The sequence below is a fragment of the Mucilaginibacter sp. P2_D11 genome, from assembly GCF_056404435.1.
On the sequence record NZ_JBFUEA010000009.1, the window covers coordinates 216223 to 234375 of the forward strand.

Genomic DNA, 18153 nt, shown 5'->3' on the forward strand with positions numbered 1-18153 from the left:
TCGTATGTACAAGTTTGCACATTTAACGGCGGATTAAAAAATGCCAAAACAGATAAATGTTCGGCCCAAAATAACGGCGACCGCGGAAAAACGCACTCCAAATTTGTTTAAGAAATTTTATCTGAAAAAAAAACTCTTTTTCAAAGTAACGCAACTGTTATTTGTACTATATTTTTTTTCGTTAAACAATAATATGATGTAATATAAATAACGAATGAGACATATTTTTCGCCGAGGTTAAGCTTTTTGGTGTATAGTGTACAACGTCTTTTACATAGCGCTCCATTGCAATTAATGTATTGATTTGCAATCATTTTTGCTAAATTTGCATCAGGACCAACCTAATTCTCGAAGCTTTGAAAAAAATATTACTTTGCTGTTGTATAATAATTGGAACGGTAAAAGTGTGCACAGCACAAATATTATTAAGTGATGATTTTGAAACATCGTTAAGCAACACCCCTACCACTACCACCAACCCTTTGTGGGTACAGGACCTCACAAGCTTCCCGATTGCGGGCAGCCCCACTATAACGCCGCTGGCAGGCAGCCGCTCCATAACCACTGCAACCAATAATTCGCCCAACTATATTTATAACCAATACTCCAGCAACATTGGTAGCGTAAACAGGGTATGGCGCCTTTTATATAATGCAGATGGAATTTCTCCGGATAATAATGATCCGCAAAACGGCAAACAAAGCTGGAATTTCTTTTTAGCGGCCGACGGCAGTAACCCTAACTCGTGTTATGGCTATTACCTTACGCACCGGGGCAATACTTTATATTTAAGGGTGAGAAAAAGTGGCGGAACGGCAGACATCGCCAGCTACAATATCTCCAACAGTACAACGTACTCCATAAAAGTTACACGCAGGGCTTCTGACGGTTTTTGGACACTGTATGTTGATGCCGGAACCTCCGAGGCAACTACCAGCCGCGGAACAGGCAACAACACCGAGGCACCAATAGCCGGAAATATATATACCGTATTGCATTGTAACGACAAAAACTCTTCAAACTCCTTCACTTTTGATGACTATTCTATATCATCGGCTTCGCTAACCTTTGGTTGCGCCACGGCTGGTTTGGCTAATACCTTTTTATATGCCGGCGATGCTAACAAGGCTGTTTATAGTTTCCAAACTGTTACCACAGAGGACGTACCACTTAAAGTGATCACCATATCTAATACAGGATCGTTATCTAACGGGCAAATTTCCAGTTTTAAGCTGATAAAATCTACCAATACCACCTTTGGCGATGCCGATGATGTTGATATCACCTCTAATTTTAGTGCGAATAATAATGGCGGTAATTTTCAATTCAATAACAACAATACCGACGGCTACACGCTAACCGGCACAAGCTCATCATCAACCGCATACTTTTTCCTGGTGGTAAGCATGAATTCGTCTTTTGTTAACGCCAGCATCGCTTCTACTTTTTCTATGAGTTCGGCAAGCAGTTCTATACAGTATTCTGCCAATCATGCTGTAAATACTGCCTCCTACAGCTGTACGGGCAATACCTATAGTTTCGGCAAAAATTATGATTGGTCGGGCAACGCAGATCCAATATCGGGCTCGCCGGATCTTAGGTGGTCATCCAACAAAAACTGGGTTTACAATGCGTCGGGCAGTGTTGCCAACGAAGCGCCGGGGCAATATGATAAGGCGCGTATAGGCAACAGTGCGTACACTGTATCCGGCAGGCAGCCTGTATTATCGGCCACTACCACTATCGGCGACCTGCTTATAGGCTCCCTTAACTCGCCTACGCTCGATCTGTCGTTGTTTACCCTCACTGTGAGCAACAATTTTACCATGAATGCAAGCTCTACGCTCACGCTTAACGCAAGTGGTGCTACCTCCGGCACCTTATCTATTGGTAACGCCTCCGGGTCATCAACTATGGCGTCAACATCTGTGTTAACACTAGCTGGGCGGGCAATACTCAATAACAGTGCGGGCACGTTCACCTTAAAATCTGATGCAAGCGGCTCAGCTACTATCGCCAATATACCAAGTACTGCATCGGTAACGGGGACTTACGCCGTGGAGCGTTTTTTCACGGGCGGGTCGGTTTCTGCAAACCGTGGTTACCGTATGCTCTCATCCCCTGTAAACCAAACCTCGGCAACATTTGCAAATACCAATACGTACAGCCTGTCGTTTCTTAAAAACGGGGTATTTACCGGCGGCACGGGTGGCACGGGCAGCGGTTTTAGCGGTACAAGCGCAGGCCCAACCCTGTATCTTTACAAAGAAACCGTTACACCAAGCAATGCAAGCTTTACATCCGGCAAACACTTAGGTATATCAACCGTAAACGCATCCACTTTGGTATTGTCTGATGGTTCAACCGTATCCCTACCAGTAGGTAACGGTTACCTGTTTTATTTTGTAGGGCCAGCTTCCCGTACCTCGGGTTCATCGGCAATTGCACCGGCAGACGCCACTACCACCTCTACAGGATATATAAACCAGGGTACATTCAATGTAAATTTATGGTACACGCCAACAAATGGTGCCGGCAAATTATCCTACACAGCGGCATTAGCAGCGCCCGGGTTTAACATGGTAGGCAACCCTTACCCCTCCACTATCGACTTAAATACGGTGCTTACCGATAATAACAACGCTACTACCGGCATAATAGCTATTTATGAATTAAACTCCCGCACAGGGGGTAGCAATCAAAATTATGTTGTTTACACGGCATCGGGCAATTCGTCGCCTATGGTACAAGGTTACGCAGTAAGCGGCGGCGGCTTTATTGTTACCGCCAAGAGCGCCACGTCGGTTTTAACATTTAAAGAATCGCAAAAGGTGAATACGCAATTAACCGGTAGCAGTTTAATCATGAGTGCTCCAAATGCCCAGGCAATTACTGCAGACGGTATGCTTATGCCAGGGGCCCTAACTGTATCTCAGAAAAAACTGATGGCTGCGCAGCCGCCTGCAACAAGCGACGCGTTAACCGGGTTTTACATGAAAATGGAAAAGGATAACCTGCTTTATGATTATTGCGGCATTTACTTTAAAAATGGCTACTCGGCCAAATATGAAAGCGGAGATGCCGTTTACCTGGCCGGGCCAACTGCCCCGGTTAGCATGACGAGTTTATCATCCGACGGGGTAAAAACATCCGTTAACCTTTTACCCGATTACCACAACGGCAGCCGGATTAAGTTAAATGTAGCTGCTAATGCCACCGGCATCTATAACTTAAAACTGGAGGGGGTGCGCAACATAGATACCCTGTACGATATTTACCTGATGGACCACTTTAAGAAAGATTCGTTGGATATACGCCGCTACGGCACCTACGTGTTTAACCTGGTAGCTACCGATACCACCACCTTCGGTGCCAACCGTTTCGAGCTGGTGATACGCCGCAGGCCAGTGCCCCAGTACCTGCTTACCGATTTTGCAGGCGCGAAGCTTACCGAAGGCGTAAACCTTACCTGGAAAACCGTTAACGAAAGCAATTACACCGGCTTCACCCTGGAAAAACTGAACGCGACCACTAACCAATACGATCCGCTGTATGATAAGCAAAGCGATGGAAGCGCCAGCTACAGTTTTATAGATCATGCGCCAAGCTCGGGCAATAACACCTATCGCCTTAAACAGAACGATATTGATAACCGCATCAGCTATTCGCAGCCGGTTACTGTATTTTACGATAAGAATGCCGCCAAAGGCTTGTTCAGCGTATTCCCTAACCCAACGGTAGAAGTTATAAATATAAGTATCCCGGCCACACAACCATCGGCTAATTACCAGTTCCGTTTGTACAATTCATCGGGCAGCCTTATCCTGCAGCGATCATCAAACACCGGCAATTGGACACAGAACGTTGGCAGCCTTAAAACCGGTGCCTACATTGTAGAAGTTTTGAAGGGCGACGGCGTATCGTTAGGCAAAGGTAAATTCATCAAAAATTAATAAACATAGATGGCAGCTGTGAAAAACAAACACCAGGCTTTCAACAGGATACTGCTACTATTACTGTTGCTTACCAGCCTGCCTTTCATGGCTCTTGCTCAAGGCGACCCGCCCGCCGATGGCTGCGACCCTTACGACGGCTGCAACGTACCATTAGACAATTGGGTGCTGCTATTAGCGATGGTTGCTATTGCCTATGGCGCATACAGCTTACATAATAAGCAAAAAAAGCTTAGCGCTTAAAACCAAGCGGAATAACCTCCTTCCTGATAAATAACAAAGCCCTGTCCGTTTTTTGCGGACAGGGCTTTGTTATTTACAATGTATTGATATATTGACAGATATAAAATAATATAGTTAGATTTATAAAATAGTTAGCTTAAACTTTAGTCGGCCTGAAACCATAATCGTTTTTAACACGTACAATCATAAAACGGGCCACAAATACTGATGGATAACTTTAAGGGTATCTGATAATTATATCATTAAATTAGCTGACCTAAATTTTTGCGCTATGTTTATCACATTTAATTAACCACGATATTTAGTGAGGATATTTTTACCGGGTATAGTTTTAGCCTTTGCCTTTCTGCTTTTAGCGGGGGGCCGGGCTATTGCGCAAAGCCCGGCAGCAGGTACGGTAACCTTTTCTTCGCAGGTAACAACAAACTTACCCGTTACTGCTTCTATCGGCTATGCAACGTACCGTTCGGATGCTACAAGCCAGGTTACGGGCCAGGGTTTTGAGTTTGCTATGACAGGAACCGCCGCGGCAAGCTTACAAATTTCAGATAACGGCTCCGGAGGCGGTCAGAACTTAACCTTTAGCCGCTCAGCAACCAGCTTAAACATCACCGACGTGCGCATCAGGAGCGCGGCTACATCATCAACCATCCGTGATAATGATGCTTTGTTGAATACGCCCGGTGGGCAGTTCGATGCTGTTTCAATGCAGTTTACCTTGATAAACAACGCAACAACCGGGGTAGTTTTCACTTTTACAGGTTATAAGGACGGTGTTGTGCAGGGTACGCAAACCGCTACTTCTTCTACCACGGCCGGAACTTATACTACGATTACCTTTAGCACTGCCTTTAACGATGTGGACGATATTCAGATTACCGGGTTTGGCACGGGTACAGGTACCAACGCGGGCCAAACCGGTATCAGGATAGATAATATTGCGACAACAAATGCTATACCCACATTTTACTATAATACCCCGCAAATACTTACGGCTGGCGTTGCTGCTTCTTTAAGCCCATTCCAAACCAGCAACGGTACGTTCACTTACACTATTTCGCCTACTTTGCCAAGCGGGCTTTCTTTTAGTACCTCTACGGGCGTAATAAGCGGCACGCCAACTGCCGGAACCACGTCTGCAGCTGCCGATTATACCGTTACTGCTACCAATTCGGCCGGCAGTAATACAAGCATTGTAAATATAGCTGTCGTAAGCACTACCTCGGCTGTAGTTGACGCAAATACAGCGACCAATACGATGCCGGAGAACTCTGCCGTAGGCACTACGGTTGGGTTAACAGCTTACACATACCCGGCCAATAGCACCACAAACATTGCAGCAGGTAAAACTGCTACGGCAACAAGTTTAGAAAATGGCACCTTCCTTGCAAGCTACACTACAGACGGAGCTACCACGGGCAACCGTTGGAGCAGCGGGTATTACGATACGCAGGACCTGACTATTGATCTTGGTGCAAGTTATGCGATAGGCGGTGTGAATCTTTATTGGGAGGTTGCACTCGGCAAAGATTTCCAGATACAGGTATCTCCCGATAACGTAACCTATACCACTATTAAAAGTATTTACAATAACACAACTTTCAATAACGTTTTTACCAATTTGGCCAACGGCGGGGTATCAACGGTTGGGCGGTATGTGAGGATACATGGCATAAACCGCGGCACACAGTACGGTTACTCGCTTTACGAGGTTCAGGTGTATCAGGTATTAACAAACACCTACTCGTTTACATCTAACCCAAGTTCGCTGTACGCTATCGATGGCACCACCGGGGTGGTAACCGTGAACAATGCGGCCATTGATTACGAAACGGCAACATCGCGCAGCGTTACCATACAAGCCACAGACGGCACTACAACTACCAGCGCCGCGTTCAGTATTGCTATCACCAACGTAAACGAGGCACCGGTAATTACCTCGAACAGCGGCGGCGCTACGGCCACTATTTCGGTAACGGAAAATACCACGGCGGTAACTACGGTAGTAGCCACGGATGTTGATGCGAGCGACACCAGGACCTACAGTATATCCGGCGCTGATGCGGCAAAATTTACCATAACCTCGGGCGGCGTGTTAACCTTTACCAGCGCGCCCAACTATGCTTCTTTAGGCTCGGCCGCCGGCACCAATGCATATACGGTTATTGCCACGGCAACAGATGCCGGGGGCCTTACGGATGCGCAAACGCTTACGGTAAACGTAACCCGCACGTCGTTTTTGTCGCCTTATGCATACCGCATACCCTTAACACTTAATACCGTAACGGCGGCTACAACCTACACCATAACATCCGATCAAACCAGTTTTCCCGCGCTGGTAAGGATATCCGACCCATCTTTGGTGTACAGCAGCACAAGTTGCACCAACAAAGTACAATACCCTAATGGGCCCGCTTACGATTTTGCGTTTACAACCTCAACATCATCTACAGAACTAAAATACCAGGTAGAAAGTTATGACCAGGTTAACGGCGTGCTGCTGGTTTGGGTGCAGGTACCCAGCTTAACTTACCAAACCAATAGCAATCTCTATTTTTATTTCGGCTCGGCAACTTCTACAGCAGCCACGCACACCACTGCATTTTATCAAAGCACCTGGGCCAGCGATTATAAAGCCGTATTCCATTTCAACGAAACAACCTACACCGGTTCGGTAACAGACGGAACGAGCGGCGGGCACACAGGCACCACAACCGGCATGACATCGGCCGATTTAATTACGGGCAAAATAGGTACTGCATATTCTTTCGATGGCTCTACAAAGCGCATAGCATCTAATGCGGTTACCATTACCGGCGCATTTACGCTTTCGGCCTGGGTTTATTTGACTTCCATCAGCCGCGACCAAAAAGTAATGACCAACCAGGGCGCTGCCGGTGGCACTACAGGCGGCTATAAATTAGGAGTTTTCACAGATAATACTATAGAGGCAGAATCTGGAACGGCTATGAGCCGTTCCAGCTCGCCCGCAGCGCCAACTTTTGCAGCTGGTGCATGGCACTATGTACAAGGCGTTTATACCGGCAGCAGCTTATTTAATTATGTTGATGGGCAACCCTACAAAGTGTTGGCAACAACTAACAACCCAAGCGCAACCACGCCGCTTTATATAGGCGTAGGCGAGGGCGGCAATACCTATTACTTTGCCGGCACCATTGATGAACCGCGCATATCTAACATTGCCAAAACCAACGATTGGATAAAATTTGAGTACGCCAACCAAAATAGCCCAAGCACTTTTACCACTGCCGGCAGCTTCACTACCGATGCTACTAACGTATTAACCATCCCCGGCGGCGTAATTTATACCTATTCGGGAGGTACGTACACCGTAAACGTTGCGGGCGTATCTTTATCGCCTACCAACAACGGCAAAGAAAGTTTCGTCCTTGGATCCGGCGTTACCCTGGGTGCTGCCTCTAATCTTTATTCGCTAACCATCAACTCGGGCGTAACAGTCGCCCTGAACGGGCAAACCTTAAACTGTGGCTGCAACATCATAAATAACGGCACCATAGCCTATAATAGCCTTAATGCATCTACCCTTAATTTCAACGGTACTATGGCAGCACAGAGCTATACCGGCACCTCGGCCATCTATTCATCGGTAGGTACGCTAAAAATAAACAATACCACATCGGGCGCAACGCTCAATATAAACGGCGGCCCGCTTGATGTTTATAACCTTATTACCTTAACCGCCGGCTCCATAAACGTAAACAGCCTGGCTACGCTTACTTTAAAAAGCTCGGCAACGCAAACTGCTGCCGTTGATATTATAACCAGCCCGTCTACCAACAAAATAACCGGCTACGTAAACGCAGAGCGTTTTTTAACAGGCGGCGCTTCGGCAGCAAACCGGGGGTATCGACTAATGTCATCGCCGGTGAACCAAACATCGGCAACGGTAGCCTCTACCAATACTTTCGGGCTTAGCTACGTTAAAAACCACACCTACTTAAATGTTGCTTACCTGGGGGCTTTCACCGGCGGCCCGGGCGGTACGGGAAGTGGCTTTAGCGGCAGCAGCAACGCCCCTACCATTTATTTATATAAAGAAACCCTCCCGATAAGCAACACCACTTATCTATCGGGCAAGCACGTAGGCATATCTGCTATTACCACCAGCGGCAGCACCACCAGCACCACAGTAGGCACAACGGCAACCGTTACCACCACACATACAACCGATGCAACGGTAACCACTTCTGTGCCTATAGGCAACGGTTTCCTGTTTTATTTTGTTGGCCCAAGCACCCGCACCAGCGGCAGTGCCAGCGGCACCAATCCTACGGCCGGGCCACCTGTAGATGCTACCATAACCGCCAACGGATACCTTAACCAGGGCACGTTTACGGTAAACCTTTGGTACACGCCAACAGGCGGCCTTGGCAAACTGTCCAATTCGGCAGCAAGTTTGCCGGGCTACAACATGATGGGCAACCCCTACGCAGCCACCATAAACCTGGCAACAGTTTTATCAGATAATACGGCCAGCATAGATGGTATCTACATGCTGGGCACAAAAACCGGCGGCACATCGCAAAACTACGTAACTTATGTGGCTGGCGGCACTTCATCGCCCACCGCGCTGGGTTATGCCGTAAGCGGAGCTGGTTTCCTGGTACACGTTAAAGCCGGCGTAACTACCGGGACATTAACTTTTAACGAGGCACAGAAAGCCCCTACCCAACAGATAACCGGTACGGCTTTAATTATGAGCGCACCAAGGGCCGATGCTATAACCGTTGACGGTAAAATGGGCAATGGCGCATCGCGGGGCATAATGGCAATGCCTGCGCAGCAAGGCCCACAGCCCATAACCGGACTGTACGTGAAAATGGAAAAAGACAGCCTGGTGTACGATTATTGCGGTATCTATTTCAGGCAGGATTATAAGGCCATATTCGAGGACGGCGACGCCCGTTACCTCACCGGGCTTACCAATATCATCAGCATGGCCAGCCTATCGGCCGATGGCGTGAACACCGCCGTAAACCTGATGCCCGATTACCATAACGGCAGCCGCATAAAGCTGAATGTAAACGCCAGCACAACCGGCTTGTATCATGTAAAGATAGAGGGCATCCGTAATATAGATACGCTGTATAATATCTTCCTGATGGATAAACTGAAGAAAGATTCGCTGGATATGCGCCGCTATGGCGATTATGCCTTTAATCTGGTTAAAACCGATACCACTACTTTCGGCGCCAACCGTTTCGAACTCTCGATACAGCGAAGGCCGATAGTGCCTTTCGTACTGGCTGCCTTCGCGGGCAATAAAGTTACCGGTGGCGTAAAGCTGGATTGGAAAACTTACAACGAAAGCAATTACACTGGTTTTATCCTGGAGAAACAGAACAGCAAAACAGGGCAGTTTGAGCAGATTTATGAAAGGCAAAGCAATGGCGGCGGCAACTACAGCTTTGTAGACCCTGCCCCGAATGCCGGCAATAATATATATCGCTTAAAAGAAAACGATATCGACGGCAAGATAAGCTACTCGGGCAACGTAACCGTATTTTATGATAAGATAGGCATAAACGGGCTGTTCAGTGTTTTTCCTAACCCAACGGTAGAAGTGATCAATGTAAGCGTGCCCGATAATCAATCGTCTGCTACTTATAAAATGAGGCTTTACGATACAGCGGGCAATTTATTGCTGCAAAAGTCGTCTAACACCAGCAACTGGACACAGAACGTAAGCGGCCTTAAACCCGGTGCCTACATTGTAGAGGTTTTGAAGAGCAATGGTGCATCTTTAGGCAAAGGGAAATTCATCAAAAATTAATAAACATAGATGGCGGCACTCAAAAACAAATACGGAGCATTCAACAAAGCACTACTATTACTACTGTTGCTCACCAGTTTGCCGTTCATAACTTTTGCGCAGGGCGATCCACCGGCCGATGGCTGCGACCCATACGATGGCTGCAATGTACCAATAGACAATTGGGTGCTGCTATTATCCATTGTTGCGATTGCTTATGGCACCTATAGCTTACATAATAAGCAACAAAGGCATGTAGCATAAAACCAACCAAAATAACCTACCACAGATACATACAGAAGGCCCTGTCCGCAAAAACGGACAGGGCTTTTTTATTCATAATATTCTGGCATAGATACAAATATTTAGTTGAAGGAGAATAATTAAAGTTTAAGTGTATTCGGCCGAATACTATAGCTGGTTTGGGTATGTACAGTATTAAAAGGGCCATAAGTTTCAATCGGTAACACAAAGGTTATCTGATAATTACACCATACAAAGTGATGCCGCATTGATTTTTTCGCTAAAGCAACTTTTTGGAAACCGCTCCCGGTGATAAATATTTAACCACCGAGAAAAAATAGGGTTGATAATCGAAACATTTAATCTGTTATATCCGTTTTGATAATAAAGCAGCCCTTATTTTAACATCAACCGATGAGTGTACGTGTCCTTTATTTTCATTTGTTACTATCGGTAACCCTGATACTATGGGGGGGTAATATTTTTGCGGCTGTCCCGGTTATCAGTTATAGCCCTTCAACAAATGTTTACACTGTTGGTACACCTATTTCAACGCTTACACCCACCGTGACCAACGGTGTTGTGGCTTTAGGTTTTGGCCCGGCTATATCACTTACCGGTGCTACTTTGAGCGCCCCGCGCGGTATAGCTATTGATGCGAGTGGCAATGTTTATGTAGTTAATAGAGGTAATAATACCATCAGCAAATACAATTCGAGCGGTACATACCAAGGCACCTTTGGCACGGGCGCAACCCTTTCTTCGCCGGTAGGTATAGTTTTTGATTCATCGGGCAATGCTTATGTATTAAACCTGGGTGCTGGCCCGTCTAATACGGGTACCGTATATAAATATAACTCAAGCGGCGTGTATCAGTCTACCATACTTAGCAGCTTAAATTATGCTTTGGGGATCGGTATTGACGCGTCAAATAATATATATATCGCCGATCAGGGTGCCGTAACCGTAAAAAAATACAACACAAGCGGCGCGCTTTTACTTTCGTTGCCAACTACCAATTTTAACACCCCGCTTGGGGTGGCTACAGATGCATCGGGTAACATTTATGTGTTGAATAACGGCAGCGGCACTGTCACAAAATACAATTCGGCCGGCACATTTCAATCAACCTTTCTTAGTGGGTTTACATCGGCGCAAGCCATAAAAATTGATGGTTCCGGGAATTTTTATATAGGCGATAATGCAGCAACCAATGCGGTTTATGTTTATAACTCAAGCGGCACTTTAATTACCAGCCAGGCCGTTGCCGACCCCGAAGGAATTGCCGTTGCCTCCTCTGGCAACGTGTTTGTTTCGAGCCAGTTTGCCAATCAAATGACGGAATATAACCGTACCAGTTTCTCTTTGAACGGCACTTTGCCTGCTGGTTTAAGTTTTAACACCGCCACAGGCAGTATCAGTGGTACGCCAACGGCAGCAATGGCTTCAACCAGCTATACTGTTACGGCCTATAACTCAAGCGGACCCGGTACCAGCAATACGTTTACCATTACGGTTAACCCTACAGCACCTACAGGTACCCCGGGGTCGGTGTGTAACTCGGGTACGGTAACGCTTGGTGCTTCGGGCAGCACGCCATCAGGCGGAGTATATTCCTGGTACGCGGCCCTTACGGGCGGTACTGCATTGGCAACAGGTGCAACCTATACTACGCCAACCATAACCGCAACTACTATTTATTATGTAGATTACACGCAGAACGGTGCAACAAGTACCCCCCGTACTGCGGTAACCGCAACTGTAAATACATCGCCCGCCATAGCCACCGCGCCTACAAGCCCTACGGGCAGCTTATACCTTTCTTATCCATTTACGGGTAGCGCTGCCGATGTATCGGGCAACAGCAATAACGGCACATTGCAAAACGCCCCAACAAGCAGTACAGACCGTTACGGGGTAGCGGGCAGCGCTTATAGTTTTAACGGTACAAGCCAGTATGTTAGCACAACTACAGCTACCGCATCGCCCGGCCCGCAAAATTTTTCTATCAGCGTATGGTTTAAAACCAGCTCGGCGGGAGGTAAGCTGGTAGGCTTTGCAGTAGCACAAACCGGGTTGAGCGCCACCAATTACGACCGTCATATTTATATGAATAATGCCGGGCGTCTTTATTTTGGCCTTTACTCAGGGGTAGTTAAAACTATAAACACCACTGCAAGCTATGCAGATGGCAACTGGCATCATGCAGTTGCAACCGAATCTACTACCAATGGGGCCAACCTGTATGTGGATGGCGTGCTGCAGGCTACAGACGCCACCATGACCGTTTCACAAGCTTATGGTGTTAACGGCTACTGGCGTATAGGCTACGATAATTTGGCCAACTGGCCAAGCCCACCTACCAATCGTTATTTCACCGGGTCATTGGACGATGTAGCTATTTACAATACCGAATTGACTGCGGCCCAGGTTTACACTTTGTACGGTGGCGGCAGCGCGCCGGTTTGTGCGGGCAGTACCATGACTTTGCAAGCCAATACGGTAGCCGGTGCTACCTACGCCTGGACAGGTCCAAACAGCTTTACATCAGCTTTGCAAAATCCAACTATAGCCAGCGCTACTACTGCAAACGCGGGGGTTTACACACTTACCGTAACCAGTGCAAGCGGCTGTACATCGCAGTTAAGTGTAACGGGCGTAGTTAACAGTTCGGGGCCAGCGCTTGCAAGCGTACCTACAGGCCCAGCTGCGGGCTTATACCTTTCATACCCGTTTACCGGTAACGCCAGCGATGTATCGGGCAACAGCAATAACGGCACGCTGCAAAACTCGCCTACGCTCACTACCGATCATTACGGCGCTGCAAACAGTGCTTATAGCTTTAACGGTACCAACCAATACGTCTCCACAACTACATCTACCGCATCGCCCGGCCCACAAAATTTCTCTATCAGCATATGGTTTAAAACCAGTTCGGCGGGGGGCAGGCTGATAGGTTACGGCGCAAGTCAAACCGGAGCAAGCGGTAATAACGACCGCCATATTTACATGAACAACGCCGGGCTTCTTTATTTTGGCCTTTACCCATCGGCCTATAAAACTATAAATACCACCACGGGCTATGCCGATGGCAACTGGCACCATGTGGTTGCCACCGAATCTACCACCAACGGGGCCAACCTGTATGTAGATGGTGTACTACAGGCTACTGATGCCACCATGAAAACCTCGCAATCTTTTGCCGGTTACTGGAAGATTGGGTATGATAATATGGTCAGCTGGCCAAATGTTCCTACCAGTTTATATTTTAACGGATCGTTGGATGATGTTGCCATTTATAATAGCGAGTTAACGGCTTCGCAGGTTTACAGCTTGTATGGGGGTGGCAGCGCACCAGTGTGCGCGGGCAGCACCATGACCTTACAAGCCAATACGGTAGCCGGCGCTACCTACGCATGGTCGGGGCCAAACAGCTTTACCTCGGCTTTGCAAAACCCTACTATAGCCAGCGTTACTGCTGCAAACGCGGGGGTTTACACGCTTACTGTAACCAGCACAAGCGGCTGTAGCTCGCAGTTGAGTGTAACGGGGGTAGTAAATGCCTTGCCATCGGCTACCTTTACCGCCACTTCAACAGTTAGTATTAACTCAGCCGCAAGCATTACTTATACAGGAACAGATCCTTCAACATCTACCTACAGCTGGGATTTTAATGGCGGCACACCTTCAACCGGCACCGGCCAGGGGCCCTTTAACGTGCAATGGTCCACCACAGGCACAAAAACAATAACGCTAAACATCACCAATGCCAACGGGTGTACAAATAGTTCAACACAATCGGTTACGGTGGTTACCTCATACGGAAACTATGCTTTTCAGGATGCCATTACGCTAAACACCACTTCGCTTGGTATTACCTCAAACCTTACCAATTTCCCGGCACTGCTAAGTATACAGGATAACGATTTGATCATTTCAAATACCTGCGCCGACAAGGTACAAAACCCCAACGGCCCTAATTATGACTTTGCCTTTGTGAGCGGTGCCAGCGAGTTGTATTACCAGGTAGAAAGCTATAACCAAACCACAGGTACGTTATTGGTGTGGGTACAAATACCCAGTTTAACGTTTGCGGCAAACAATGTGATAACATTTTATTTTGGATCAAAATCCCCTCCTGTAACACATAATGCCGCGTTTTTTGCGAATACCTGGGCAAGCGACTACCAGGCCGTGTTCCATTTTAATGAGGCTAGCTATACCGGTTCGGTGGCAGATGGCACCGTCGGCGGGCATACGGGTACAACAAGTGGAATGACATCTGCCGATCTTGTTGCCGGTAAAATTGGTACCGCATACAGCTTTAACGGATCGACTAAAAAAATCACCACCAACGCGGTATCAGTTACCGGGGCTTTTACCTTATCGGCCTGGGTTAAACTAGGGGCTACCGGGCTCGATCAAAAAATAATGACAAACCAGGCTGCAGGAGGAGGCTCCACCGGCGGCTATAAGCTTGGTGTTTTTACAACTAATTACCCGGAAGTGGAATCGGGCGTTGCTTCCAACAGGGCCACCACACCCAACCCTACAGCTTTGGCCAGCGGCACCTGGTATTATGTACAAGGTGTTTACACCGGTACAACGCTTAGCACTTATGTGAACGGAACAGCCTATAAAACTTTAACAGTCACCAATAACCCATCGGCCAATGCCAGCTTTTATATAGGAGTTGGCGAAGGAGGAGGAACTAACAACTTTAATTTTAACGGAACAATTGATGAGCCCCGGGTATCAAATGTGGCCAAAACAGCCAATTGGCTTAAAGCAGAATATGGCAATCAAAATAACCCGGTAACATTTACAACTGTTGGTACAACCTTAACCAATATAACCAACGCAGCAGCTATACCCGGCGCGTTAACTTATACTTATAAAGGGGTTACAGGCACTTATACCGATGCTGCCAACTGGGATAACACTACCGCCGGAACAACCAACCAGGCACCTGCCTTTGACGGCACGGCCAACTTAATTATCCCTACCGGAACAAGCATTGCACTTAACAGTGATGCTGCTGTTTACGGGCTTACCCTAAACGGAACGGGCAACGTAAGCCTGAGTGCTAATTTAAGCGTTGCCTGCAATATTTATAACCAGGGCACCGGAACAATAGACTGGAATAATTTAAACACATCAAAAATAACCTGGAACGGAAGCAGTGCTGCCCAAAGCTACAACGGCTCAACATCTACCGGGTATGCCCATGTGGGCACCATGGAACTGAATAACTCTGCCGCCGGAACCTTAACCATTAACAATGATACTTTGGCTATTTACAGCCTGCTGACGATCACCAAAGGGAACCTGGTGGTTGCTACCCCCGGCACCCTTACTTTAAAAAGTTCGGCAGCGCAAACCGCTGCTGTAAGTATTATTACCAACCCTGCGTACAAAATAGATGGTTACGTAAATGTAGAGCGCTTTTTAACAGGGGGTGGTTTGGCAGCAAACCGGGGGTATCGTTTAATGTCGTCGCCCGTTAACCAAACTTCGGCAACGGCAGCCGCTACCAATACCTTTGGGCTTAGCTATCTTAAAAACCATACCTACTTAAATGTTACCTACCCGGGGGCTTTCACTGGCGGCCCGGGCGGCAACGGCAGCGGCTTTAGCGGCACCAATACTACGCCCACTATTTATTTGTATAAAGAAACGCTGCAATCAAGCAATGTTGGCTTTTTAACGGGCAAGCATGTGGGCATCGCGGCCATCACTACAAGCGGCAGCACTACCAGCACTACTGTGGGTACCACGGCCACCGTTACTACCACCCATTCTACCGACCCGCCCGTTACCACCTCTATACCTATCGGCAACGGCTTCCTTTTTTTCTTTGTGGGGCCAAGTACGCGTACAACCGGCAGCGCCAACTTTGGCGGGCCGCCTACCGATGCTATCCTTACCGCAAACGGTTACCTTAATCAGGGCACCTTTACGGCTAACCTGTGGTACACGCCAACAGGCGGGGTTGGCAAGCTGTCTAACTCGGCAGCAAGTTTGCCAGGCTATAACATGATGGGCAACCCTTACGCCTCTACCATAAACCTGCAAACGGTTTTAACAGATAATACGGCAAGTATAGATGGTATTTACCTGCTGGGATCCAAAACGGGCGGCACCGCCCAAAACTATGTCGCCTATTCGCCAGGCGGCACATCGTCGCCAACGGCATTGGGTTATGCTGTAAGCGGCGCAGGCTTTATAGTGCACGTTAAAAGTACGGCGGGTACTGGCGCAACGCTTACTTTCAATGAGGCGCAAAAAGCGCCTGCACAGCAAATAACCGGCACGGCGTTAATTATGAGCGCACCAAGGGCTGATGCCATCACCGTTGACGGTAAAATGGGCAATGGCGCATCGCAAGGCGTAATGGCGTTGCCTGTACAGCAAGGCGAACAGCCCATAACCGGGCTATACATGAAAATGGAAAAAGACAGCCTGGTGTATGATTATTGCGGTATCTATTTCAGGCAGGATTATAAAGCAAAGTTCGAAGATGGCGATGCCCGGTACCTGAGCGGCCCAACCGAAACCGTGAGCATGGCCAGCCTATCGGCCGATGGTGTGATGACCGCCGTGAACCTGATGCCAGATTACCATAACGGCAGCCGCATAAAGCTGAATGTAAACGCCAGCGCAACCGGCTTGTATCATGTGAAGATAGAGGGTATTCGTAATATAGATACGCTGTATAATATCTTCCTGATGGATAAACTGAAGAAAGATTCGCTGGATATGCGCCGCTATGGCGATTATGCCTTTAACCTGGTTAAAACCGATACCACTACTTTCGGCGCAAATCGTTTCGAACTCTCGATACAGCGAAAGCCGATAGTGCCTTTCGTGCTGGCTGCCTTTGCGGGCAATAAAGTTACCGGTGGCGTAAAGCTGGATTGGAAAACTTACAACGAGAGCAATTACACAGGTTTTATTCTGGAGAAACAGAACAGCAAAACAGGTCAGTTTGAGCAGATTTATGAAAGGCAAAGCAATGGCGGCGGCAACTACAGCTTTGTAGACCCTGCTCCAAATGCCGGCAATAATATATATCGCTTAAAAGAGAATGATATCGACGGCAAGATAAGCTACTCGGCCAACGTAACCGTATTTTATGATAAGATAGGCATAAAAGGGCTGTTCAGTGTTTTCCCTAACCCAACGGCAGAAGTGATCAATGTAAGCGTACCCGATGATCAATCGTCTGCCACTTATAAAATGAGGCTTTACGATACAGCGGGCAATTTATTGCTGCAAAAGTCTTCTAACACCAGCAACTGGGCAGAAAACGTGAGCGGCCTTAAGCCCGGTGCCTACATTATAGAGGTGATAAAAAGCAACGGTGCATCTTTAGGCAAGGCTAAATTCATAAAAAGATAATAGGTGCAACCGGCGCAGGCCAGGGTTGTAAGCTGATTGTGAATCTGCAGGCGCTTACCCCGTGCTTCCCTGGCTTTAGCAGCGGAGAGAAACATTAGGCCGGCTTATAGCAGCGGCTCATATGATAGATTTGAAAAAAACGACAGAACATCGTTTGGAAAACGTTAAATTTGTAAAAACAAAGTGAAGATGAAGGGGCGTAAAAATTACTTGAAATTTATCTGTGGGCCATTAGTAGCATTATTGTTGATGATGCCAACTATGACATTTGCACAAGGCGACCCGCCCGCCGATGGCTGCGACCCTTACGATGGCTGCAACGTTCCTTTAGATACCTGGGTTATACTGCTTGCCGCAATTGCTGTTGCTTATGGCGCATATTACTTACATAATAAGCAAGTAAAGATTCCCGCTTAAAACTAGCAGGAATAATCTCCTACCTGACGAATAATAAAGCCCTGCCCGCAAAACGGACAGGGTTTTATTATTCATAACACGTTGATACATTGATAAATACAA

General features: G+C 47.4%; 6 protein-coding genes. All 6 read left to right on the plus strand.

Translation table 11 applies throughout. The features are described from left to right. Positions 1–404 precede the first annotated feature (404 nt). The 6 genes from AC1DXC_RS16150 (at position 405) to AC1DXC_RS16175 (ending at position 18051) form a co-directional block, all read left to right on the plus strand. On the plus strand, positions 405–3953 hold the full coding sequence (locus AC1DXC_RS16150; RefSeq protein ID WP_477460192.1) for a T9SS type A sorting domain-containing protein: 3549 nt from the start codon (positions 405–407) through the stop codon (positions 3951–3953). Between the two features lie 9 nt (positions 3954–3962). Next, the gene (locus tag AC1DXC_RS16155; protein ID WP_477460193.1) at positions 3963–4196 is read left to right on the plus strand and encodes a hypothetical protein; all 234 of its coding nucleotides are present in this window, start codon (positions 3963–3965) and stop codon (positions 4194–4196) included. Positions 4197–4500: 304 nt separating this feature from the next. Beyond that, the gene (locus tag AC1DXC_RS16160) at positions 4501–10011 is read left to right on the plus strand and encodes a DUF2341 domain-containing protein (protein WP_477460194.1); all 5511 of its coding nucleotides are present in this window, start codon (positions 4501–4503) and stop codon (positions 10009–10011) included. Positions 10012–10020: 9 nt separating this feature from the next. Further along, a complete protein-coding gene (locus AC1DXC_RS16165; RefSeq protein ID WP_477460195.1) occupies positions 10021–10254 on the plus strand; it encodes a hypothetical protein in 234 nt (77 codons plus the stop codon). 393 nt (positions 10255–10647) lie between these two features. Then, on the plus strand, positions 10648–17634 hold the full coding sequence (locus AC1DXC_RS16170; RefSeq protein WP_477460196.1) for a DUF2341 domain-containing protein: 6987 nt from the start codon (positions 10648–10650) through the stop codon (positions 17632–17634). A gap of 249 nt (positions 17635–17883) precedes the next feature. Continuing rightward, positions 17884–18051 (plus strand): hypothetical protein, encoded by a 168-nt coding sequence (locus tag AC1DXC_RS16175; RefSeq protein ID WP_477460197.1) that lies wholly within the window; start codon positions 17884–17886, stop codon positions 18049–18051. Positions 18052–18153 lie beyond the last annotated feature (102 nt).